Source organism: Bradyrhizobium sp. FW305-F6 (assembly GCF_058782905.1).
The window spans coordinates 656444-676578 of the sequence record NZ_JBYSYD010000002.1 but is presented as its reverse complement, the minus strand read 5'-3'; the positions used below and the strand labels follow the sequence as shown (position 1 = coordinate 676578).

Annotated in this window: 22 protein-coding genes; 7 read left to right on the top strand and 15 right to left on the bottom strand. The window is 65.4% G+C overall.

Annotated features, from left to right (window positions below):
- Positions 1 to 129: 129 nt before the first annotated feature.
- Together AC3WLX_RS14525 and AC3WLX_RS14520 are read right to left on the bottom strand one after the other, a co-directional pair.
- Positions 130 to 1125, bottom strand: coding sequence for a glycerophosphodiester phosphodiesterase (locus AC3WLX_RS14525; protein ID WP_492336452.1), 996 nt, complete (start codon positions 1123 to 1125; stop codon positions 130 to 132).
- Positions 1126 to 1163: 38 nt separating this feature from the next.
- A complete protein-coding gene (locus AC3WLX_RS14520) occupies positions 1164 to 1946 on the bottom strand; it encodes a L,D-transpeptidase (protein ID WP_492336451.1) in 783 nt (260 codons plus the stop codon).
- Positions 1947 to 2262: 316 nt separating this feature from the next.
- Between AC3WLX_RS14520 and AC3WLX_RS14515 the strand changes: the two genes are divergently transcribed.
- Positions 2263 to 2583, top strand: coding sequence for a hypothetical protein (locus AC3WLX_RS14515; RefSeq protein WP_492336450.1), 321 nt, complete (start codon positions 2263 to 2265; stop codon positions 2581 to 2583).
- A 53-nt stretch (positions 2584 to 2636) separates the two neighbouring features.
- Here AC3WLX_RS14515 and AC3WLX_RS14510 read toward each other — a convergent pair whose 3' ends face one another.
- Both AC3WLX_RS14510 and AC3WLX_RS14505 read right to left on the bottom strand, forming a co-directional pair.
- Positions 2637 to 3398 (bottom strand): ABC transporter permease, encoded by a 762-nt coding sequence (locus AC3WLX_RS14510; RefSeq protein WP_492336449.1) that lies wholly within the window; start codon positions 3396 to 3398, stop codon positions 2637 to 2639.
- The gene (locus AC3WLX_RS14505) at positions 3395 to 4318 is read right to left on the bottom strand and encodes an ABC transporter ATP-binding protein (RefSeq protein WP_492336448.1); all 924 of its coding nucleotides are present in this window, start codon (positions 4316 to 4318) and stop codon (positions 3395 to 3397) included. Before AC3WLX_RS14505 ends, AC3WLX_RS14510 begins: the two co-directional genes overlap by 4 nt.
- Positions 4319 to 4602: 284 nt before the next feature.
- Between AC3WLX_RS14505 and AC3WLX_RS14500 the strand changes: the two genes are divergently transcribed.
- A complete protein-coding gene (locus AC3WLX_RS14500; RefSeq protein ID WP_492336447.1) occupies positions 4603 to 5322 on the top strand; it encodes a hypothetical protein in 720 nt (239 codons plus the stop codon).
- A 94-nt stretch (positions 5323 to 5416) separates the two neighbouring features.
- Here AC3WLX_RS14500 and AC3WLX_RS14495 read toward each other — a convergent pair whose 3' ends face one another.
- A complete protein-coding gene (locus tag AC3WLX_RS14495) occupies positions 5417 to 6268 on the bottom strand; it encodes an alpha/beta fold hydrolase (protein ID WP_492336446.1) in 852 nt (283 codons plus the stop codon).
- Positions 6269 to 6390: 122 nt separating this feature from the next.
- Between AC3WLX_RS14495 and AC3WLX_RS14490 the strand changes: the two genes are divergently transcribed.
- From AC3WLX_RS14490 to AC3WLX_RS14480, 3 genes are all read left to right on the top strand, one after another.
- On the top strand, positions 6391 to 7005 hold the full coding sequence (locus AC3WLX_RS14490; protein ID WP_492336445.1) for a CGNR zinc finger domain-containing protein: 615 nt from the start codon (positions 6391 to 6393) through the stop codon (positions 7003 to 7005).
- A 153-nt stretch (positions 7006 to 7158) separates the two neighbouring features.
- On the top strand, positions 7159 to 8106 hold the full coding sequence (locus tag AC3WLX_RS14485; RefSeq protein ID WP_291624923.1) for a LysM peptidoglycan-binding domain-containing protein: 948 nt from the start codon (positions 7159 to 7161) through the stop codon (positions 8104 to 8106).
- Between the two features lie 89 nt (positions 8107 to 8195).
- On the top strand, positions 8196 to 9020 hold the full coding sequence (locus tag AC3WLX_RS14480) for an aspartate dehydrogenase (protein WP_492336444.1): 825 nt from the start codon (positions 8196 to 8198) through the stop codon (positions 9018 to 9020).
- A 227-nt stretch (positions 9021 to 9247) separates the two neighbouring features.
- Here the strand turns inward: AC3WLX_RS14480 and AC3WLX_RS14475 are convergent, their stop codons facing one another.
- The 9 genes from AC3WLX_RS14475 to AC3WLX_RS14435 all read right to left on the bottom strand — a co-directional run bounded on the left by AC3WLX_RS14475 (position 9248) and on the right by AC3WLX_RS14435 (position 17588).
- On the bottom strand, positions 9248 to 10552 hold the full coding sequence (locus tag AC3WLX_RS14475; protein WP_492336443.1) for a PQQ-dependent sugar dehydrogenase: 1305 nt from the start codon (positions 10550 to 10552) through the stop codon (positions 9248 to 9250).
- A 117-nt stretch (positions 10553 to 10669) separates the two neighbouring features.
- Positions 10670 to 10879, bottom strand: coding sequence for a hypothetical protein (locus tag AC3WLX_RS14470; RefSeq protein ID WP_291624917.1), 210 nt, complete (start codon positions 10877 to 10879; stop codon positions 10670 to 10672).
- A 247-nt stretch (positions 10880 to 11126) separates the two neighbouring features.
- Positions 11127 to 11753 (bottom strand): methyltransferase family protein, encoded by a 627-nt coding sequence (locus AC3WLX_RS14465; RefSeq protein ID WP_492336442.1) that lies wholly within the window; start codon positions 11751 to 11753, stop codon positions 11127 to 11129.
- A gap of 29 nt (positions 11754 to 11782) precedes the next feature.
- Complete coding sequence (locus AC3WLX_RS14460) at positions 11783 to 12814, bottom strand: NAD-dependent epimerase/dehydratase family protein (protein ID WP_492336441.1); 1032 nt, start codon at positions 12812 to 12814, stop codon at positions 11783 to 11785.
- Between the two features lie 28 nt (positions 12815 to 12842).
- The gene (locus AC3WLX_RS14455) at positions 12843 to 13361 is read right to left on the bottom strand and encodes an Mpo1 family 2-hydroxy fatty acid dioxygenase (protein WP_492336440.1); all 519 of its coding nucleotides are present in this window, start codon (positions 13359 to 13361) and stop codon (positions 12843 to 12845) included.
- Between the two features lie 173 nt (positions 13362 to 13534).
- Entirely contained in the window at positions 13535 to 14203 is a 669-nt protein-coding gene (locus AC3WLX_RS14450; protein WP_492336439.1) for an OmpA family protein, read from the bottom strand.
- Positions 14203 to 14619, bottom strand: coding sequence for a hypothetical protein (locus AC3WLX_RS14445; RefSeq protein ID WP_291628703.1), 417 nt, complete (start codon positions 14617 to 14619; stop codon positions 14203 to 14205). The genes AC3WLX_RS14450 and AC3WLX_RS14445 overlap by 1 nt, the downstream gene beginning before the upstream one ends.
- An 89-nt stretch (positions 14620 to 14708) precedes the next feature.
- The gene (locus tag AC3WLX_RS14440) at positions 14709 to 14993 is read right to left on the bottom strand and encodes a type II toxin-antitoxin system HicB family antitoxin (RefSeq protein ID WP_492336438.1); all 285 of its coding nucleotides are present in this window, start codon (positions 14991 to 14993) and stop codon (positions 14709 to 14711) included.
- 9 nt (positions 14994 to 15002) lie between these two features.
- Positions 15003 to 17588, bottom strand: a complete 2586-nt coding sequence (locus AC3WLX_RS14435; RefSeq protein WP_492336437.1) for an ATP-dependent helicase — start codon at positions 17586 to 17588, stop codon at positions 15003 to 15005.
- 236 nt (positions 17589 to 17824) lie between these two features.
- Here AC3WLX_RS14435 and AC3WLX_RS14430 point away from each other — a divergent pair, with 236 nt between their 5' ends.
- Positions 17825 to 17998, top strand: a complete 174-nt coding sequence (locus tag AC3WLX_RS14430; RefSeq protein ID WP_291628708.1) for a DUF1328 domain-containing protein — start codon at positions 17825 to 17827, stop codon at positions 17996 to 17998.
- Between the two features lie 3 nt (positions 17999 to 18001).
- Here AC3WLX_RS14430 and AC3WLX_RS14425 read toward each other — a convergent pair whose 3' ends face one another.
- Entirely contained in the window at positions 18002 to 18508 is a 507-nt protein-coding gene (locus AC3WLX_RS14425) for a thioesterase family protein (RefSeq protein ID WP_492336436.1), read from the bottom strand.
- Between the two features lie 85 nt (positions 18509 to 18593).
- Between AC3WLX_RS14425 and AC3WLX_RS14420 the strand changes: the two genes are divergently transcribed.
- Entirely contained in the window at positions 18594 to 20018 is a 1425-nt protein-coding gene (locus tag AC3WLX_RS14420; protein ID WP_492336435.1) for an FAD-binding oxidoreductase, read from the top strand.
- Positions 20019 to 20135: the final 117 nt, after the last annotated feature.

The window sequence follows — 20135 nt, the reverse complement described above, 5'->3', positions numbered from 1 at the left end:
TTCGTGCCCCGGACGCAGCGCAGCGCTCCTTCAGCGGTGCGCTGCAGAGCCGGGGCCCATCGCGCGGCCTGCTGGGTCCCGGCTCTGCGAAGCAGCGTTGCACGCTGCGTCGCGTCCGGGACACGAGATCTAAGGCTCGACCGGTGTCCCCGCCGGCAGCGCAATCCCCTTTGCGCCGGCCACCTCGCGCAACAGATCCGGCCTGTCCGAGATGACGCCGTCGACGCCGAGTTCGATCATGCGCGCCATGTCCTCACGCTTGTTCACCGTCCACACCACGACGCGCAGTCCGAGCGCATGGGCCTCGGAAACCAGTGCTGCGGTCACGTCGCCGAAATAGGGCGACCAGATCGCGCCGCCGGCAGCCTTGATCGTGCGAGGCAGCGAGCCGCCGTGATCGGCCGGGTCGAAACCTGCCGTCCAATTGGTCGCCTTGTCGCGTGCCACGGTCGGAGCCGAACCGCGCTGGAGCGTCAGGTACGCGGTCGGGATGTTCGGCGCCTGCTGCTGGACGAGAATCAGGGTTCGCCAGTCGAACGACTGGATCGTGACCCGGCCGGAGAATCCCTCGGTCTCGATCACTCCGAGCAGCTTCGCGACGAAGCCTTGCGGATCCAGCGTCTCATCCGGATGGTTCGGATTGATCTTGGTCTCGATGTTGAAGCGCACCTGCGTGTTGCCGGATTTGCGCACCAGCGCGAACAGCTCGCGCAAGGTGGGAATGCGCGTCCCCGGCACGGCACGCTGGTCCGGGAATTGCCTCGCATAGGCACTGTCGGGGCGGATCCGGCCGACGTCATAGGTCCTGACCTCGTCGAGCCGCAGCTTCACGAAAGGCGTGCCGGGCGCGGTGATGTAGGCGCCGGCCACATCCCGCGTGAGATCGGGATTGAGCCCGCGCTCATGCGAGACGATGACTTCGCCGTCTGCGGTCACGCCGACGTCGAGCTCCAGCGTGTCCACACCGATCGACAGCGCGTGGGCGAAGGCGGTCAGGGTGTTTTCCGGCAACAGCGCCCGCCCGCCGCGATGCGCCTCGAGGTCGAAGGCCACGTCAGATCCCATCGCCGGTCCCGCCATCAGAACCCAGAGCACAGTCAGAATGATCGTGGCACGTGGCGGCATGGTGTCTCGGCCGGCGCGGGCTGCTGCCGGAGGCCGCGTCAGTTCTGATAATAATAGCCGCGCGGCTGGTAATATTGCCGTGGCTGCGGCTGATAATAATAGCCCTGCTGGCCGTAGCCCTGGTCGTAGGAGGCGCGCGGCTGCTGCTGGTAGACCTGCGCGTCATAGAGCGGGCGACCGGCCGAGCGCGGCGCCGGATAGCGCGCGCCGGTGTCGCTGCCGTCGGCCGGATAGATGTAGTTGTCGTCCTGCGGCATGTAGCGGCGCGCAGGCTGCGCCGGCGGCGTCAGGTTCACGGGATCGCCAGTGGTCGCGTATTGCTCTTCGGCCGGCTGCGGTGCGCGGGCCACCGCGTTGGCATTGCGGCCGCGCGGATTGCGCGCCATTGCCACCTGCGCCGAGCCGGTCAGCGTCACCGTGGTGTTGAGCACGCCCTGCTGCTGCACCAGCGCATAGAGCGTCGAGGCATTCTGGCGCGACAGCCGCACGCAGCCATGGGAGGCGGGCGAGCCGAGCCGGCCGACCGAGTCCGTGCCGTGGATGGCGTGCCCGACCTTGGTGAAGAAGATCGCGTGCGGCATCGGCGCGTCGTCGAACTCCTTGGAATAGTGGTCCTCTTCCATCCGGAAGGCGCGAAACGCGCCGTTCGGGGTCTCGCGCGAGGGGACGCCGGTCGAGACCGGCCAGTGATAGCGCGCGACGCCGTCGACCGCGACGGTCATCTGCTGATTGTCCTTGTCGACGGTGATCTCGACCTTGGCCTGCGCGGCGCCCGCGCCCAAAACCAGCACTGCGGAGAAAGCGATGAAAAAGGTACGCATCTGGAAACGCATCGAGTCCTGGCCTCCGGCCTGTTCACGCTAGGCACCGCGGCTCTCCGTCCCCGGCGTGCAATATGCCTGCAATCCGGCTTTCGTTCCAGCGGCCTGGCCACCCATCGTTAACGCGCCGCCTGATGTAAGCAAGCCCGCCTTGTGCCGAGAAGGTGCGGCGGCGCTGACATTTTCGCGAGCCGGGCGTGCGCTTGCATCTCCGACAATTGGTCGCAAAGGCGCAACCATTCCGGCGCGTCGAACGTTGAGCGTGTTCACCCTGCACCGGCGCATGCCGCCAAGCACCTCAGCCCTGGAATCGAAGATGAACAAAGTCCATGTCGCCGCGCTGCCGGCCGGTTTGCCCGTCCGCCTGCTGTTCGCAACCGCCGGACTCTTGTTCGCGCTGTTGTCGCTGCCCCAAGCGGGTCACGCCCAGGGCATCGTGCGCGGCGCCCGGGAGGGGGCCTATGAGGGTAATCGGATTGGGGGGCCCGTGGGCGGCGCAGTCGGTGGCGTGGTCGGGGCAGGCGTCGGCGGCGCAGTCGGCGCGGTCGAGGGGGCGCTCGGCATTCCCCACCGCCATTATCGCCGCGGCTGCCGCGGCTATTACGACCGGCATCACCGCTTCCGTTGTTACCGATGAGTCCGCGCTCATTCCGGACTGCAACTTCGTCGCATCCGGGATGTGGGCGCTGGTCAATTCCTCAGCCGGTACCCGGTGCGGAAAATCCACCAGATCGTGACCATGCAGATCGCCAGGAACGCCAGCGTCATGCCGATGCTGACGAACACGCTGACGTCGGCGATCTCGTAGAAGCTCCAGCGGAATCCGGAGATCAGATAGACGACCGGATTGAGCAGCGCGACCGTGCGCCAGGTCGGCGGCAGCATGTCGATGGAGTAGAAGCTGCCGCCGAGAAAGGTCAGCGGCGTCACCACCAGCATCGGGATCATCTGCAGCTTCTCGAAGCCGTCGGCCCAGATGCCGATGATGAAGCCGAACAGGCTGAACGTCACCGCCGTCAGCACCAGGAAGGTCAGCATCCAGATGGGATGCTGGATGTGCAGCGGCACGAACAGGCCCGCAGTTGCCAAGATGATCAGGCCCAGGATGATCGATTTGGTCGCGGCGGCGCCGACATAGCCGAGCACGATCTCGAAATAGGAGATCGGCGCCGACAGGATCTCGTAGATCGTACCTGAGAATTTGGGGAAGTAGATGCCGAACGAGGCGTTGGCGATGCTCTGTGTCAGCACCGAGAGCATGATCAGGCCCGGCACGATGAAGGTGCCGTAGCTGACGCCCTCGACCTCGGTGATGCGCGAGCCGATCGCCGCGCCAAAAACCACGAAATACAGCGAAGTCGAAACCACCGGCGAGACGATGCTTTGCAGCAGCGTGCGCCAGGTGCGTGCCATTTCGAACAGATAAATGGCGCGGATGGCGTGGTGGTTCATGACGTCCTCACGAGGTCGACGAAGATGTCCTCGAGCGACGATTGCGTCGTGTCGAGGTCGTTGAAGCGGATGCCGGCGGTGCGCAAATCGCCGAGCAGGCTGGTGATGCCGGTGCGCTCGCCCTGGGTGTCGTAGTCGTAGACCAGCGTCGCGCCGCCGTCGCAGAGCTCGAGCTCGTAATGGCTGAGGCTCTGCGGCAGCGACGTGACCTTGTTCTGCAGATGCAGCGTCAGCCGCTTCTTGCCGAGCTTCTGCATCAGGGTGGTCTTGTCCTCGACCAGCACGATCTCGCCCTTGTTGATGACGCCGATGCGGTCGGCCATCTCCTCGGCTTCCTCGATGTAGTGCGTAGTGAGGATGATGGTGACGCCGGACTGCTGAAGGCCGCGCACCACCTCCCACATGCCCTTGCGCAGCTCGACGTCGACGCCCGCAGTGGGCTCGTCCAGGAACAGGATCTGCGGCTCGTGCGACAGCGCTTTCGCGATCATCACGCGGCGCTTCATGCCGCCGGAGAGCGTGATGATCTTGTTGTCCTTCTTGTCCCACAGCGAGAGGTCCTTCAGCACCTTCTCGATGTGCGCAGGGTTCTTCGGCTTGCCGAACAGGCCGCGCGAAAAGCTTACGGTCGCCCACACGCTTTCAAAAGCGTCCGTGTGCAGTTCCTGCGGCACGAGGCCGATCAGCGAGCGTGCCTTGCGGTAGGATGTCCGGATGTCCTCGCCGCCGACGAGGACGCGGCCTTCCGTCGGATTGGCGATGCCGCAGATGATCGAGATCAGCGTGGTCTTGCCGGCGCCGTTGGGCCCGAGCAGCGCAAAGATCTCGCCGCGCTTGATGTCGAGATTGACGTTCTTGAGCGCCTTGAAGCCGGACCCGTAGGCCTTCGACAAATTGGCGACGGAGATGATGGAAGACATGATGGCCGCAAGGCAGGATGGGTGGGGGGAGGGGAGGCCGAGCCTGTCCGGAAGAGCAGGTCAGCGGAGCCCTGAAATAGGAACGCCGTTGCCGGCCCGCAATTCCCCGGAGAAAAATGGTCCTAAAACAGGCCCTTCAATGGCATGTTTCGGGCAGGTGTTGCGCGATGGTCACGGCTTGCTGCTAAGATTGTCGCTCACGCGGCTCTTTGTTGCGTCTGCGAGCGGGCCATGGCTACGATTCCGCCCAATCGCGAAGCGTATTGTCCCCAGGGAAAGCATCGATGAGACCGAACGGCCGTCACACCGCCGGCGCCAGCCAGTCGTCAGCCCTTCGCATGTGGGCGATGGGCCTGCTTCTGCTGTCAGCTGTTGCCATCAGCCCGACCACCGCCAGGGCCGCGCCGAGCCAGGCCGCGGTGGCAACCACGCATGTCTACCTGCTCCGCGGCGTGCTCAACATCTTCTCGCTCGGGCTCGACACCATCGGCGCCCGGCTGCAGGCGCAGGGCATCCCGGTGACCGTCGCCAACTTCGTGTCCTGGTCCTCGCTCGCCGATGAAGCGGCCGCCGCCTACCGGGCCGGCCGACTCAAGACCATCGTCCTGGTCGGCCATTCCTCCGGCGCGACCGCGCTGCCGGACATGATCGCCAAGCTCAACCAGCTCGGCGTGCCCGTGAAGCTCGCGATCGGCCTCGATTCCGTTTTCAAGACCAAGCTCTCGACCGGTGCCGAACGCTACATCAACATCTACATCGGTGATGGTCCCGGCGAGCCGGTGCGGGCTGCGAACGGCTTCCGCGGCAAGCTCGACAATGTCGACGTCCGCGGCACCGGCGTCGGCCACATCTCCATCGACAAGAACGAGGCGATCCAGCGCCGTGTCATCGCCGAGATCGACGCCGCGATCATGCGCTCGCGCGCGCCGGCAGCGCGAGTCGCCGAACCCGGCGTACCGCGGCCCGCTCGCGCGGCGGCGGCTACGGCGCCTGCGAGAAACTAAAGTTCCGGCCAGCGACCGGCTGGTTGCGGCTCTGTCTATCGGCCATGGCCGGTGGGCGCGCAGATCGGGAGCCCGTCGCTGCGCACGTTCATCGTTAGCTCAAGAACTTGCGAATGCTCTCTGCGATCTCCCTCGCATGCGTCTCCAGCGCGAAATGGCCGGTGTCGAAGAACTGCACCACGGCATTGGGATTATCGCGCTTGAACGCCTCGGCGCCGGGCGGGATGAAGAACGGATCGTTCTTGCCCCAGACCGCCAGGAATGGCGGCTTGTGCTTGCGGAAATAATCCTGGAAGGCGGGATAGAGCGCGACGTTGCTCTTGTAGTCGCCGAACAGGTCTAGCTGCACGTCGTCCGAGCCCGGTCGCGCCAGGTAGAAATTGTCGAGGTTCTGGCCATCCGGCGACACGGTCGCCGGGTCCGAGACGCCATGCGTGTACTGCCAGCGCGTCGCTTCCGGCGTGAGGAAGCCGCGCAACGCTTCGCGGTTGGCGGGAGAGGGATCCTGCCAATAGGCCTTGATCGGAGTCCAGCCGTCGCTGAGGCCGTCCTCATAGGCGTTGCCGTTCTGCGAGATGATCGCGGTGATCCGTTCGGGGTGACGCAGCGCAAGTCGGAAGCCGGTCGGCGCGCCATAGTCGAAAACGTAGACCGCGAAGCGATCGAAGCCGATGACCTCGGTGAAGCGCTCGATCACCTGCGCGACGTTGTCAAAGGTGTAGCGGAAGCTTTCGCGCGCAGGCATGTCCGACTGGCCGAAGCCGGGAAGGTCGGGGGCGACGATGTGGAATTTGTCGGCAAGCAGCGGGATGAGGTCGCGGAACATGTGACCGGCGCTTGGGAAACCGTGCAGCAGCAGGAGCTTCGGCGCGCCTCGGCGGCCGGCTTCGCGATAGAACACCTTGAAGCCGTCGACGTCGGCGGTGCGGTAGGTTGTCAGGGCCATGGCTGTCTCCAATCTCAGTAACCTGCTGAAAGCCTGAGATCAGGTTACAGATCGTCAGTAACTTGTCAAATGCTATTTGACAGGTTACTATTGCATGTCTTATGCGAGCCAGGGACCCGCACATGAACCGCCCGCCCGCCATGTTCGTCGCCGACTCGCCGGGTCTTAATTTCCTCAATTCGGTGGCGACACCGGTCGATACGCCGATCGACTGGATCGACGATGGCGATGGCCTGATCGACTGGCTGGAGCAGGCGAAGCTGGTGCCCGCGGATGAGCTGCACGCATTCCGGGCGGGCGCGAAGCCGGGCGAACTGGACAAGGTCGCAGATCAGGCGCGCGCCTTGCGCGAGTGGTTCAGGGGATTTGTCCTGGAGCATGCAGGCCGGCCGCTGACCGCGAAGGCGCTGCGCGAGCTCGGCCCCTTGAACAGCCTCCTGGAGCGCGATGAGGCCTTCCTGCAAATCGTGCCTCGCCACAGTGAGGACGGTCTTTCACTGCAGGGGATGCGGCGCTGGCGATCGTCGGAATCACTGCTGCTGCCGGTCGGTGAAGCCTTGGCCAAATTCGTCTGCGAGGAGGACTTCTCCCACGTGAAGGCATGCGAGGGCCATAACTGCACGATGCTGTTCGCCGACCATACCCACAGGCGCGCGCGCCGCTGGTGCGTCATGGCGGTCTGCGGCAACCGCGCCAAGCAGGCGGCGCATCGCAGCCGGCTGAAGAGCAGGCAGTAATGGTCGGAAGCGGCCCACCCCGCAGGTCACAGAGTCTTGATGCGCGCCGCGGTGCGTCGCGTTCCAGTTCCGCGCCCCAAAATCCGCCAAATCGGACGCCACTAAGCGAGTCAGGGGAGGCCTCTGCCTCTCGTGGGTGGGACTGCTGAACTGATGATTGATTTGAGGCGGCTCCTCGTGCTGGCAGCGGTTGCGCTGCTCGCCTTCGGCACCGGCACGGCCGCTGCCGCACCAGCCAAGTCCAAGACCAGCGCGGCCGTTCCCGCTGCGCCGCCCCCGCCTCCGCCGTTCGAGCCATTGTCCCCGCCGAAAATCTACCTGTTCCGCGGCGCCATGGGTCCCATCTTTTCGACCGGCATGGATCGGCTCGAAGAGAAGCTAACGAAGGCCGGCTTCTCGGCCAACGTCTACGAATTCACCATCTGCCGGTGGATCGGCGATCGCGCCATCTCGAGCTACAAGGAATCGCCGGCACCGATCGTGCTGATCGGGCATTCCATGGGCGGGCTGTGCTCGATCATCATCTCCGAGATGGCGGCCAAGGAGAACGTCCCGATCAGCCTCGTCATCGCCATCGATCCTGCGCAGGCAACGGGTGACGTGCCCCTCAACGTCGAGCGCTTCATCAACATCTTCCTGTCCGATAGCGTGCTCGGCGGCGGCGACGTCGTGGCGGTCCCCGGCTTCCGCGGCCATTACGCCAGCTACGACCTTAAGCAGAACGCGCGCGTCAGCCACATCAACATCGAGAAGTCCGACGACATCCATCGCCAGATCGTCGAGATGGTCACGCAGCTGCCGCGCATTCCGCCGCAGACCCAGGCCGATGCCGTGCCGCTGCGCTATCTGGTGCCGGCGGATACGCTGGTCGAGTTGTGGGACAGCGGCGTGCGCGTGCCGGTGCGCCGCGGCGACACCCTGGAGAGCATCGCCGCAGCCAATCGCGTGCCGCTGTGGACGCTGGCGCAGAGCAACTCGCTGCCGGAAAATGCGCAACTGACGCCCGGCCAGACCATCATCGTCCCCCGTCATCTGACCCCGCCCGAGCCGGCCGCCGCAATGGCAACGCCTCAAGTGGCCCCGGCGACGTCGCGGAAGTAGGGCTGTTCGCGCTAGCCGCATGCGGCCGCGGCTGGCTTCGGCAGAGGACGATGCGCTATGATATCGGTCCAACGAGATAGCAGGGCGCGATGACGGAGCGGAAAGCATTGAACGAATTGCGGGTGGCCATTGCCGGGCTGGGCTCGATCGGCACCAAGATCGCATCTGCGCTCGATCAGGGCATCGAAGGATTGACGTTGTCCGCCGTCGCGGTGCGCGATCCCGCCAAGCATCAGGCTTTCATCGGCGGCCTTCGTCGTCCGCCGTCGGTGCTGCCGATCGACCAGCTCGGCGATGCCGCCGACATCGTTGTCGAATGCGCGCCGAGCAACCATCTGCGCGCGATCGTCGAGCCTGCCGTGAAGCGCGGCAAGTCCGCGGTCGTGGTCAGCGTCGGCGGCCTGCTCGATAATTTCGACCTGGTCGACCTGGCCCGCGCCAATGGCGGCCGCATCCTCGTGCCGACCGGCGCGCTGATCGGTCTCGATGCCGTCAACGCCGCCGCGATCGGCACCATTCATTCGGTGAAGATGGTGACGCGCAAGCCGATCGACGGCCTCAAGGGCGCGCCGTTCATCGTTCAGAACAAGATCGACATCGACAACCTGCGCGAGCCGCTCAAGCTGTTCGAGGGCAGCGCGCGCGAGGCGGCGAAGGGCTTTCCGGCCAACGTCAACGTCGCCGTTGCATTGGCGCTGGCGGGCATCGGGCCCGATCGCACCCAGATCCAGGTCTGGGCCGACCCCACCGTGACGCGCAACGTTCACCGCATCGAGGTCGAGGCGGATTCCGCTCGCTTCTCGATGGGCATCGAGAACATCCCGTCCGAGAATCCCAAGACCGGACTCATCACCGCGCTCTCCGTGATCGCCCTGCTGCAAAAACAGCGCGCTACGCTGTGCGTGGGGACGTGATGAGTTGACGCTCGATTGGCCCAACGGCGTGTGCCCTATCCCCGTCATCCTGAGGTGCTTGCTCTGCGAAGCGCATGCGCCGCAGAGCAAGCCTCGAAGGATGTGCGGCCCGGCTGCATCCGTGGCCGTGCATCCTTCGAGGCTCCGTTTGCGATGCGTTCGCATCGCAAACGTCACACCTTAGGATGACGGAGCGGACATGAGAGCCACTCGGCCTCTATCTCTATTCACGCCCCCGTCACGCGCCAGATCACGTTGCCGACGTCGTCGGCCATCAGCAGCGACTTCTTGTCGGGGCCGATCGTGACGCCGACCGGGCGGCCGTAGGATTCCTTCTCGTCCGGAGACAGGAAGCCCGACAGGATGTCGCGACCGGGTCCGGAGGGCTTGCCGTTTGCGAACGGGACGAACACCAGCTTGTAGCCGGACAGCTTGCTGCGATTCCACGAGCCGTGCTGGCCGATCACCATGCCGTCTCCGAAGCCGGGCAGGGTGCCGGCGGGCATCCAGCACAGGCCGAGCGAAGCGGTGTGGCCGCCGAGCGCGTAGTCCGGTTGCAGAGCCTTGGCGACCATCGCCGGATCCTGCGGCACGCGGTCGTCCACGGTCTGGCCCCAGTAGCAATAGGGCCAGCCATAGAAGCCGCCGTCACGCACGGAGGTGAGATAATCCGGCGGGGTCTCGTCGCCCAGGCCATCGCGTTCGTTGACGACGGTCCACAGCACATTCGTATTCGGCTCCCAGGCAAGGCCCACGGGGTTGCGCAAGCCGGCGCCGAAAATGCGATGCGTGCCGGCGCCGAGGTCGAGTTCGTAGACCGCGGCGCGGCCTTGCTCGACCTCCATGCCCATCTCGGCGATGTTGCTGAGCGAGCCGACGCCGGCATAGAGCTTCCTGCCGTCGGGGCTTGCGAGCAGGCTGCGCGTCCAGTGTCCGCCCGGCTTGAACGTGGTAAGCCGCTTGCCCGGTGCGGTGATGCGATCGGCGCCCGCGACATAGGGAAACGCCATCACGCCGTCGGTGTTGCCGACATAGAAGGTGTCGCCGACCAGCGCCATGCCGAACGGCTGGCTGAGCTTCTCCATGAACGCGCCGCGAATCTCCGCGACGCCGTCGCCATCCTTGTCGCGCAGCAGCGTGATGCGGTCGGCGGACACGCCGAGCGCCGCGGCGCGCCGCATCGTCGCCTGCATCGCATAGTGAAACACGCTGCGCGGCGGACCCGCGATCTGCGTCGCTTCCGCAATCAGCACGTCGCCGTTGGGCAGCACCTCGATCCAGCGCGGATGGTCGAGACCGGTCGCGAACGCATTGACCGCGAGCCCGGGCGCGGTCGTCGGCTTCTGTCCCTCGCGCCAGCCGCGCGCCGTCGGCATCTTCAGGGTCGGGATCGCGCCTTGCGGCTTCGCTTGCGGAATTGCCGGCTTGTCGCCCCAGGCCGGCGCCGGCTCGGTGCCCGACAACTTTCGCCATTGCAGTGCGATGGCGCCGAGCAGCGCAACGAACTGCGCAAAGATGCTGGAAAATGACATGAGAGGCCCCTGTATGCGCGCGCATCCAACTGGCTGGCGAGGAAGACGTCAACCTGTGCGGCGCGCCGGGGGAACAATCTCGCGGAATGGCAGCCGATCAAATTTGCATGGAGGAAATCAGCGGCCGACCTGCCGCTCCAGCCGCCGTGCCGCGCGAAAATCATCCAGGTGCTGGATGTTCGGCGCCAACGCCGCCTCCCTGGACAGCAGGTGGTAGACCCGCGCCACCGTGCGCTGCTTCTGCTTGGCGCGGCCTTGCGGCAGCGCGCGCGCTTTGCGGACGGCGGCGATGGCGTGCGCGCGAAAATAATCGTAGGCGTCCGACATGGCTCGATGCTCTGCGGTCAGTGCAGGTGTGTCGGGAGGGTAACGGGCGTCGGCAAGGGCGGTTCCGTGCGGAGGCAAGGTTGCCGCCGCCGTGCCTCGGACGCTGCGCAGCGCGCCTTCGCCATGCGCTGCAGAGCCGGGGCCCATCTCCCCGCTGTATCTATTGTCCGCAGGGTCCCGGCTCTGCGCAGGAGCGTTGCACGCTGCAGCGCGTCTGGGACACGAGGGGTGAGGCGATTCTACGCCTTCACCGCGCCGACGTGAACGGAATGAGCATCGGAACGCGGCGGCAATAGGCGCCGTAGGCGTGCTCGCCGAGTTCCTTGGACAAGAACACTTCTTCCATCCGACCCTTCTGCCACATGCCGAGCGAGATCAGGATGGCGCCGAGGATTGTCGTCACCAAGCCGATCGCGAAGCCCGTCACCAGCATCCCGAAGATCAGCCCGGTGTAGATGGGGTGGCGAACCAAGCCGTACGGCCCGGTGTCGATGACGCGATGGTCTTCCTTCTGGGTGATGGTGTTGGACCAGAACTTTCCAAGATGCAGCCGGCCCCACCAGGCGAAGGCGATGCCGCCGGCCGAGAGGATCGCGGCGATCGCGATGCCGGTGTTGCCGAGCACCCAAAGCGGCTTCAAGCCCAGGATCTCCGCGACGAACGGGGTGTACAGGATGCCGCCGACCAGGATTGGCAGGCGATAGCGCTGCGACTCCAGCGTCATGACCTGCTTCTTGGTCTGCCCCTGCCAGAACGAGGCGCCGACCCAGCTGGCCAGAAAAGCGAGCCAGAGCAGGGCAAGCAGCTGCGTCGGCCAGGTCGTGGTCCAGCCGCCCCAGGCGACAGAAAGAAGCTTGTTGAAATCGAAGGGCATGAAGGTTCTTTGCGTTTGAAGCGGCGGCTTCAGCTCGCGCGCGAGGAGAGCGCGTGATGCTTGATGGCGCCGGAGGCCTGCTGTCCGTTGCGGGCGAGCAGATGGGTGATGGTTTCGCGCAAGACCGGTTCGATCGGGCGCGGCGAATAGCCGAGCTCGGTGCGCGCCTTGCCGATCGAAAGATCGCTGGCGGCGAGCGCGATGCGGACGCCCTCGGCGGTGCCGTTGGGAGGCCGGTGCGTGACGTGATCGGCGATGTATTCGAGCATGATGGCGGAGAGCTCGGCGATCTTGCCGGGCACGACGACTGGAAACTGCCGGCGGCCCGCCATCACCGCCATCATGCGCAGGATGCGCCCGAGCGGAACGCAATCGCCGCCGAGAATGTAGCGTTGGCCGTGGCGGCCCCGTTCCATGGTCAGCACGAGGCCCATGGCGACGTCGCGGACGTCGACCAGATTGACCAGGAAGTCGAGATGCGGCTGCACCTTCTTCTGGAGGAAGTACCAGAGCATCGCGGTCGGCGGCGTCAGATTGTTGTCGGCGGCGCCGATCGGCATGGTCGGCGTGCCGATCACGAGCGGAAACCCCGCGACCGCCGCCTTGGCGGCATGATGCTCGGCAAGCGCCTTCGATCGCGTATAGGCACCGGGCATTGCCTCGGCCGGCTGCAGCGCCTCTTCGGCGGGAACGCCCTTGAGGTCGGAATAGGGGAACAGGATCGACTCGGTCGAGCAGTGCAGGAACCGCGACACCCCGCGCTTCATGGCCGCCGCGAGCACGATTTCGGTACCGCGGCAATTGACGTCGTGGAAGTCCTGCTTGTTCGCGACCCACATGCCGGGCAGGCCGGCGAGGTGATAGACCTGATCGACACCGGCGATCGCAGCATCGACGGCGGTGCCGTCCAGCACCGAGCCCTGAACGTGTTCAACGTCCGCATTCGCTCCTGTCGGCGCACGGACATCGAGAACGCGAACCTGCTGCCCGCGGGCGCAGAGCGCTTCTACGAGATGATGTCCGATGAAGCCACTGCCACCGGTAACCAGGACGAGAGCCATGCAGAAGGTTGCTGTTTCGCTTTTGGAGTTATCGGGTCGAAAAGGAATTGGCCGGAAGAGGCGCCAGAATCGCGGCAAGGTCGCGACGGAAGCCCAGTGCGATGAATAATTTCGCCATCACGAACATCGGTCCAAGCAAAAGATGCGAAGGAAATGTGAATAGCGAGGCTTCGCGGCCCTCAAAAACCTTGTGGCCGATGGTCTGCGCGGCGAGGCCGAGCACCACCAGCGCGGCGAAAATCGCCCACAGCGTCGCAGTGCCGACTTGCGCCGCGATGGTCGTCGCAATCGAAAACAGCACGATGGATACGGCCAGAATGCCGAGCCCGAGCGCCACATCGAGCAGGAGCCAATAGACCAGCACCGGCGCGGCCAGGATCACTGCCAGGCTGACGTCGAAACCGAACAGCGGAACCTTGACCAGCGTCAGCGGCAGTACGGCGCCGGTGAACAGCAGCAGGATTCCGACCACATGCATCGCCGTGTTCCGGGGATCGCGATGATACTCGACGTAGACGGCAAGTTGGCGCTGGAAAAAGCCACCCATTTCGGTCTCATGCGGCACGGGTTCGGGGAAGGGCGAAGAGAGGCTATAGCACCTGATAGGACGGTGCACAAACCGGCACTATTGTCGCGCGAAACCGCGCGGACGCGCTGTGAGACAGGTCACAAAAGCTCAGGACTTCAACAGGTTCCGTCGAGCGCGCAAGCCGCGCCGGCTCAGCGCTTCTTGGCGGGTTTTTTCGCCGCAGGCGCAGGTGCCGCAGCCGGATGCGGCGCCTCCTCCGGCAGCTTGGCATAGGTCATGATCTGCAGCTGGCCGTTGACGGCGGAGGTCGGCTTGGCCCGGTCGAGAAACTGCTCCTCGCCGAGTCCGATCGGATGCAGTCGCTTGGTCGAGATCTTGAACGTGTTGACCAGCACGTCGCGGATTGCGTCGGCCCGGCGCTGGCTCAGGATCGCATTGGCCTCGCGCGTCTTCGAGTTTGATTCAACGTGGCCGACGATCAGGAACGTGTAGGGCAGCAGCGAGGCGTGCACCAGCGCGTCCGCGATGCGGCCGACGGTCTGGTAGGAGACCGGCTGGATGATCGGCGTGTCGGCGTCGAACTGGATCTGCGCGTTGAAGGCGGGCAGCCTGGCGAGGTCAGGTGCGATCAGGGGCCGGTTCACCGGGCCGGGATCGTTCTTGATCCTGGTCTTGGCGCGCTCCATCACCTGCTGCTTCAGGGCGGGAAGGTCGACCTCGGCAGCCTGCTCGAAACGGTTCAGCTTGGCGACGATGTCGTCGCGGGTCGGTGCCGGGATCTGCGCGCGTGCAGTGCCGGCGAGCAGGACGAAGCCCAGCGCGATGCCCATTCCCGCGATGGTGAGCCCCTTCGTGCGCATCAGCGATACCCCGCATCGTCGATGGCCTTCAGGCAGTTGTTGCTGATGCCCTTGGGTGTTGAGACCAGGCAGGGGACCGACTTGCTGGTCTCCTTGGTCGAGCCGCCGCAGACCTTGACGATCTCGCGCTGGCAGGCGTTCGCCACCGTGATGCGCGCGGCTACACGCTTCTGGATGGCTTCGAACACCCCGAAATAGTCGCTCGAGCATTGCGGCGAGAGCACGTCGCGGTTGCGCGACAGGCACTCCTTCAGCCGGTTGGAATCCGGGTTGACGCCGCGGCAATTGGCGACGATCTCCGCGCCGCAACTCGCCGCCAGCTTCCCGATCGAATCGCCAAAGCTCGCGGTTTGTGCCGCCGCAAGCGACGGCATCCCCAATGCGAGCACGATCAATGTGACGGAGCCCCGGACCATGGGTTTATCTGATACGGGGAAGTTCGCGGTGGTCAAGGGGCGTTCGGGGGGAGAACCGTCGAACGCCCGCGGAGTGCGGCGAACAGTCCTCACTCCGAGGCATCGAGGGGCGGCCATTCGATCAGGACAGCCGTGTGTTTCCCGAGATCGTCGGCAAATTCAGGATCGGCCTTGAGCTCGTCCAACGTCCGCGGCGGGGGAAGCTGGCGGCCGTCCGCGGCCAGCTCCTGCGCAAAGAATGCGAGCGCCTCGGGCGCATTCTCCAGCGCCTCGTCGAGATCGTCACCGCCGGAAATGCAACTGGGCAGGTCGGGAAACCACAGGCTGACAGCGTCTGGATCGTCATCCTCGATGATGGCGACGTACTGAGCCATGGTGGGGCCTCACGCCCGCTGCACGAAACTGTCCACGACCTTCTTCTCGCCGGCCTTGTCGAAGGCGATGGTGAGCTTGTTGCCGTCGATCTTGGTGACGCGGCCGTAGCCGAATTTCTGGTGGAAGACGCGGTCGGACAGCGAAAATTCCGAGGTGGTGCCGGTGGATTTGGCGACCAGCTCGCCCTCGATGGTCAGCGGCCCGCGGCGGCGGGAGGAGAAGCTGCCGAAGTCCGGTCCGGAGGACGACGAGGAGAACGTCGCGGCCTCTTCCTCAAAACCGCCGCTTCTGCCGCCGCCATTGCGGTTGCGATTGGCCTGGGCGCGCTGCCAGCCCGGCGTGGTGTAGCTGGAGCCGAACGCTTCCATGTCGTCGAAGCGCGAGGCGCCGTAACCGCCGCTGCCGCCCCAGGCCGAGCCGCCCTTGGACTCCGTGATCTCGACATTGGCCGCCGGCAATTCGTCGAGGAAGCGCGATGGGATCGTGGTCGACCAGGTGCCGTGGATGCGCCGGTTGGTCGCAAAATAGATCTTTGCGCGGCGGCGCGCGCGGGTGAGGCCGACATGGCCGAGCCGGCGCTCTTCCTCGAGGCCGGCACGGCCCTGTTCGTCCAGCGTGCGCTGGCTCGGGAACAGGCCTTCCTCCCAGCCGGGCAGGAACACGTTGTCGAACTCGAGGCCCTTGGCCGAATGCAGCGTCATCAGGGACACGGCGTCGTCCTCGGCGCCGCCCTCGCGGTCCATCACCAGGGAGATGTGCTCCAAAAACCCTTGCAGGTTTTCGAACTCCTCCATCGAGCGCACCAGCTCTTTCAGGTTCTCGAGCCGGCCCGCGGCGTCGGCCGAGCGGTCCTTCTGCCACATCTCGGTATAGCCGCTCTCGTCGAGCACGATCTGGGCTAGGTCGGTATGCGTGGTGACTTCGCGCTGGGCGCGCCAGCGGTCGAAATGCGCGATGAGATCGCGAAGCGAGCCGCGCGCCTTCGGCTTCAGCTCGTCGGTCTCGACCACGGCGCGCGCCGCCTCGAACAGGGGAATGCGGCGCTTGCGGGCGTGGTCGTGCAGCATCTGCACGGTGGCATCGCCGAGCCCGCGCTTCGGCGTATTGACGATGCGCTCGAAGGCGAGATCGTCGGCCGGCGAGTTGATGACGCGCAAATAGGCGAGCGCGTCGCGGATCTCGGCGCGCTCGTAGAAGCGCGGGCCGCCGATGACGCGATAGGGCAGGCCGAGCGTGACGAAGCGGTCTTCGAATTCGCGCATCTGGTAGGACGCGCGCACCAGGATGGCGATCTCGTTCAGCTTCTCGCCCTGGCGCTGCAGCTGCTCGATCTCCTCCCCGATGCCGCGGGCTTCCTCTTCCGAGTCCCAGGAGCCCGTCACCGTGACCTTCTCGCCGTCGTGGTCCTCGGTGCGCAGCGTCTTGCCGAGCCGGCCTTCGTTATGCGCGATCAGATGCGAGGCGGCGGCGAGGATATGGCCGGTCGAGCGGTAGTTGCGCTCGAGGCGGATGACCTTGGCGCCCGGGAAATCGTGATCGAAGCGCAGGATGTTGTCGACCTCCGCACCGCGCCAGCCATAGATCGACTGGTCGTCGTCGCCGACGCAGCAGATATTTTTGGTGGGGGCAGCAGCTGCTGCCGCCAGCGCCGCTCGCTCCGTCATTCCGGGATGCGCCGCAGGCGCAGACCCGGAATCTGGAGCTGGGGACTCATCTCGGGATTCCGGATTCGGCTCTTCCAGCCGCTCCGGAATGACGATGGGCGCGACGGCCTTCGACGGCGCCTGCGACAGCAGCCTCAGCCAGAGATATTGCGCGACGTTGGTGTCCTGGTACTCGTCGACCAGGATGAACTTGAAGCGCTGCTGGTACTGCCGCAAGATATCCGGGTGCTCGCGGAAGATGCGGATGTTCTCCAGCAGCAGATCGCCGAAATCGGCCGCGTTCAGGATCTTCAGCCGTTCTTGGTAGCTCGCATAGAGCTTGCCGCCCTTGCCGTTGGCGAACATCGCGGCCTCCCCGGAGGGCACTTGCGAGGGCATCAGCCCGCGATTCTTCCAGCCGTCGATCAGGCCCGCCAGCATGCGCGCCGGCCAGCGCTTGTCGTCGATGTTCTCGGCCTGGAGCAATTGCTTGAGCAGCCGGACCTGGTCGTCGACGTCGAGCACGGTGAAGTTCGACTTGAGCTGTGCCAGCTCGGCATGGAAGCGCAGGATGCGGCCGCCGATGGAATGGAAGGTGCCGAGCCACGGCATGCCTTCCACCGCGTGACCCAGCATCTGGCCGAGTCGGTGCTTCATCTCGCGCGCGGCCTTGTTGGTGAAGGTCACCGACAGGATCTCGGCGGGGCGGGCGCGGCCCTGGCTTAGGATGTGGGCGATGCGCGTGGTCAAGACGCGCGTCTTGCCGGTGCCGGCCCCGGCCAGCACCAGGACCGGGCCGTCCAGCGTCTCGACCGCCTCGCGCTGCTCCGGATTGAGCCCGGCGAGATATTTCGGGCCCACTGAGGCGCGCGCACGCGCGGCGATGCCGCCGGCGGCGGGCTGGTGGTCGGGAACGCTGGTGATCTTGCTCGGCTCGGTCATGCGAATCATGGGCCCCACGATGGCACCGCGGGGTGAGGGAAGGGAGCCTTCTTAACAGGGATTGGTCCCTATATGGGGCGCCGGGGAGGGTTTTCCACGTGCGCGGCAGGCCGATTTGTTCCCGTCGAAGTGTCGAATTTCGCGGTTCAATGGAGCGGAACAATCGTTCCCGCCTTGAGATTGTCTGGTCAAGTGGCGCGGCCAGCCGCGTCGACTGCAGACACCATCAAGACGAGGGTTTGACCATGCTAGGCTGGGTTGTGACGTTTCTGGTTATCGCACTGATCGCCGGTCTCCTGGGCTTCGGCGGCATTGCCGGCGCTTCGATCGAGATCGCCAAGATCATCTTCTTCATCGCGATCGTTCTGTTCCTGGTCTCGGCCGTGGTCGGCCTCGCCCGAGGGCGCAACAGGATATAGCGCTCAGCGCTTTGAGGGCATCGCCACGCTGCGGCCGATGCCCTCAGGCCGCGACACGGCGCCGTGGGCCTTGGTGATCCCGGCGATACGGTCGCGGATGTCGGGCGGAAACGGCGCGACGCGCCGTGCATTCATGTCCATGTGCAGCGACATGTTCTCGGACGTCGCCGACAGCCAGCCCTCGCTTGCGTGCCGCATCTCCTCGAATGTGTGCAGCCGCTTGTCATCGGCCTCGAGCAGCCAGACGAAGACCTGCACGGGATCGCCGAGATGGATCTCGCGCAGATAGCGCACGTGGCATTCGGCGGTAAAGGTCGAGCCGCCGCGCTCCTTCATATAGCCTGGCCCGATGCCGATCTCGGCCCAGAGCTGGTCGATCGCCCGGTCAAACATCACGTTGTAATAGGCCATGTTGAGATGGCCATTATAGTCGATCCATTGCGGCTCGATCTGCATGATCGAGGCGCGGAACGGCGCTGCGTCAGGCTTTGAGGCGGCAGTCTCCGGCATGTTTCCTTCCCAAGCTATGCGTGCGGTCGCTTGACTTGACCGGCTTTATGTCCTTTGCCACGGTTCTTCTGTCGGGAGGAATTCCGTGGGCACCACCATCACCAATAGTCCGCCGCGGCCGGAGCCGAAAGCCCTTGCTGGCGCGCTGGAGCAGCTTGCCGCACGCTTCGGCAACCGCCTCATCACCTCGCAGGCCGTGCGCGAGCAGCATGGCCATACCACCACCTGGATACCGAACCAGCCGCCCGACGGCGTGGTCATGGCGCAGGGGACTGCCGACATCCAGGACGTGGTGCGGATCTGCGCCAAACATCGCGTGCCCGTCATTGCCTTCGGCACCGGCACCTCGCTGGAGGGCCAGGTCAACGCGCCCGCAGGAGGCATCTCGATCGACCTGCGCGACATGAACAAGGTGCTGGCGGTGCACGCCGAGGACCTCGACTGCGTGATCCAGCCCGGCGTCACCCGCAAGGCGCTGAACGAGCATCTGCGTGACCAGGGCCTGTTCTTCCCGATCGATCCCGGCGCCGATGCCTCGCTCGGCGGCATGGCCTCGACCCGCGCCTCCGGCACCAATGCAGTGCGCTACGGCACCATGCGCGACAGCGTGCTGGCGCTGAAAGTGGTGCGCGGCGATGGCGAGATCATCACCACCGGTACGCGCGCGAAGAAATCCTCGGCGGGCTACGACCTGACGCATCTGTTCGTCGGCGCCGAAGGCACGCTCGGCATCATTTCCGAGCTGACCATCCGGCTGCGCGGCATTCCCGAGACGATCGCGGCGGGCGCGGTGTCGTTCGAGACCGTGCACGGGGCCTGCCAGGCCGTGATCCTGGCGATCCAGACCGGCATTCCCGTCGCGCGCATCGAGCTGCTCAACGCCGCGCAGGTCAAGGCCTGCAACGCCTATTCCAAGCTGACGCTGCCGGAGACGCCGCTGCTCTTGATGGAATTCCACGGCAGCGAGATCGAAGTTGCCGAGCAGTCCAAGGCCTTCGGCGAGATCGCGCGGGATTGCGGCGGCGGCGAGTTCTCCTGGACCACCAAGCCGGAGGACCGCACCAAGCTATGGCAGGCGCGGCACGATGCCTATTGGTCCGTCAAGGCGCTGCGGCCCGGCGACAGCATCGGCGTGGTCGCGACCGACGTCTGCGTACCGATCTCCCGGCTCGCCGATTGCGTCGGCGAGACCGAGGAGGATCTCAAGCGCCTCAATTTGCTATCGCCGATCGTCGGCCATGTCGGCGACGGCAATTTTCACTGCTCGCTGGTCTGCGATACCAACGATGCCGACGAGATGGCGCGCGGCGAGGAGTTCATGCATCGCCTGGTCCAGCGCGCGCAGGCCATGGACGGCACCTGCACCGGCGAGCACGGCATCGGCCAGGGCAAGCAGAAATATCTCGAGGCGGAGCTCGGCCCCGAAGCGCTGGATGCGATGCGAGCGCTGAAGCAAGCGCTCGATCCGCTCAACATCTTCAACCCCGGCAAGATCGTGCCGCAAGCGTAGCGCACAGCGCCGACCGCACGGATCGCCATCGGGGACGATCTCAAGACGGCGCAGATGCTGTTTCGCGCGATCGTCCGGTGCTGTCGCAATAGATACGGCCCGCGCGATGGGCGCGGG

Bases quoted from the DNA above. Each gene is read 5' to 3' on its own strand.
- AC3WLX_RS14455 (WP_492336440.1), bottom strand. From the start codon at position 13,361: ATGGGTGGCTTTTTCCAGCGCCAACTTGCCGTCTACGTCGAGTATCAT.
- AC3WLX_RS14485 (WP_291624923.1), top strand. From the start codon at position 7,159: ATGATTGATTTGAGGCGGCTCCTCGTGCTGGCAGCGGTTGCGCTGCTC.
- AC3WLX_RS14430 (WP_291628708.1), top strand. From the start codon at position 17,825: ATGCTAGGCTGGGTTGTGACGTTTCTGGTTATCGCACTGATCGCCGGT.
- AC3WLX_RS14515 (WP_492336450.1), top strand. From the start codon at position 2,263: ATGAACAAAGTCCATGTCGCCGCGCTGCCGGCCGGTTTGCCCGTCCGC.
- AC3WLX_RS14460 (WP_492336441.1), bottom strand. From the start codon at position 12,814: ATGGCTCTCGTCCTGGTTACCGGTGGCAGTGGCTTCATCGGACATCAT.
- AC3WLX_RS14470 (WP_291624917.1), bottom strand. From the start codon at position 10,879: ATGTCGGACGCCTACGATTATTTTCGCGCGCACGCCATCGCCGCCGTC.
- AC3WLX_RS14495 (WP_492336446.1), bottom strand. From the start codon at position 6,268: ATGGCCCTGACAACCTACCGCACCGCCGACGTCGACGGCTTCAAGGTG.
- AC3WLX_RS14425 (WP_492336436.1), bottom strand. From the start codon at position 18,508: ATGCCGGAGACTGCCGCCTCAAAGCCTGACGCAGCGCCGTTCCGCGCC.
- AC3WLX_RS14475 (WP_492336443.1), bottom strand. From the start codon at position 10,552: ATGTCATTTTCCAGCATCTTTGCGCAGTTCGTTGCGCTGCTCGGCGCC.
- AC3WLX_RS14500 (WP_492336447.1), top strand. From the start codon at position 4,603: ATGAGACCGAACGGCCGTCACACCGCCGGCGCCAGCCAGTCGTCAGCC.
- AC3WLX_RS14480 (WP_492336444.1), top strand. From the start codon at position 8,196: ATGACGGAGCGGAAAGCATTGAACGAATTGCGGGTGGCCATTGCCGGG.
- AC3WLX_RS14505 (WP_492336448.1), bottom strand. From the start codon at position 4,318: ATGTCTTCCATCATCTCCGTCGCCAATTTGTCGAAGGCCTACGGGTCC.
- AC3WLX_RS14490 (WP_492336445.1), top strand. From the start codon at position 6,391: ATGAACCGCCCGCCCGCCATGTTCGTCGCCGACTCGCCGGGTCTTAAT.
- AC3WLX_RS14465 (WP_492336442.1), bottom strand. From the start codon at position 11,753: ATGCCCTTCGATTTCAACAAGCTTCTTTCTGTCGCCTGGGGCGGCTGG.
- AC3WLX_RS14525 (WP_492336452.1), bottom strand. From the start codon at position 1,125: ATGCCGCCACGTGCCACGATCATTCTGACTGTGCTCTGGGTTCTGATG.
- AC3WLX_RS14520 (WP_492336451.1), bottom strand. From the start codon at position 1,946: ATGCGTACCTTTTTCATCGCTTTCTCCGCAGTGCTGGTTTTGGGCGCG.
- AC3WLX_RS14435 (WP_492336437.1), bottom strand. From the start codon at position 17,588: ATGATTCGCATGACCGAGCCGAGCAAGATCACCAGCGTTCCCGACCAC.
- AC3WLX_RS14445 (WP_291628703.1), bottom strand. From the start codon at position 14,619: ATGGTCCGGGGCTCCGTCACATTGATCGTGCTCGCATTGGGGATGCCG.
- AC3WLX_RS14450 (WP_492336439.1), bottom strand. From the start codon at position 14,203: ATGCGCACGAAGGGGCTCACCATCGCGGGAATGGGCATCGCGCTGGGC.
- AC3WLX_RS14440 (WP_492336438.1), bottom strand. From the start codon at position 14,993: ATGGCTCAGTACGTCGCCATCATCGAGGATGACGATCCAGACGCTGTC.
- AC3WLX_RS14510 (WP_492336449.1), bottom strand. From the start codon at position 3,398: ATGAACCACCACGCCATCCGCGCCATTTATCTGTTCGAAATGGCACGC.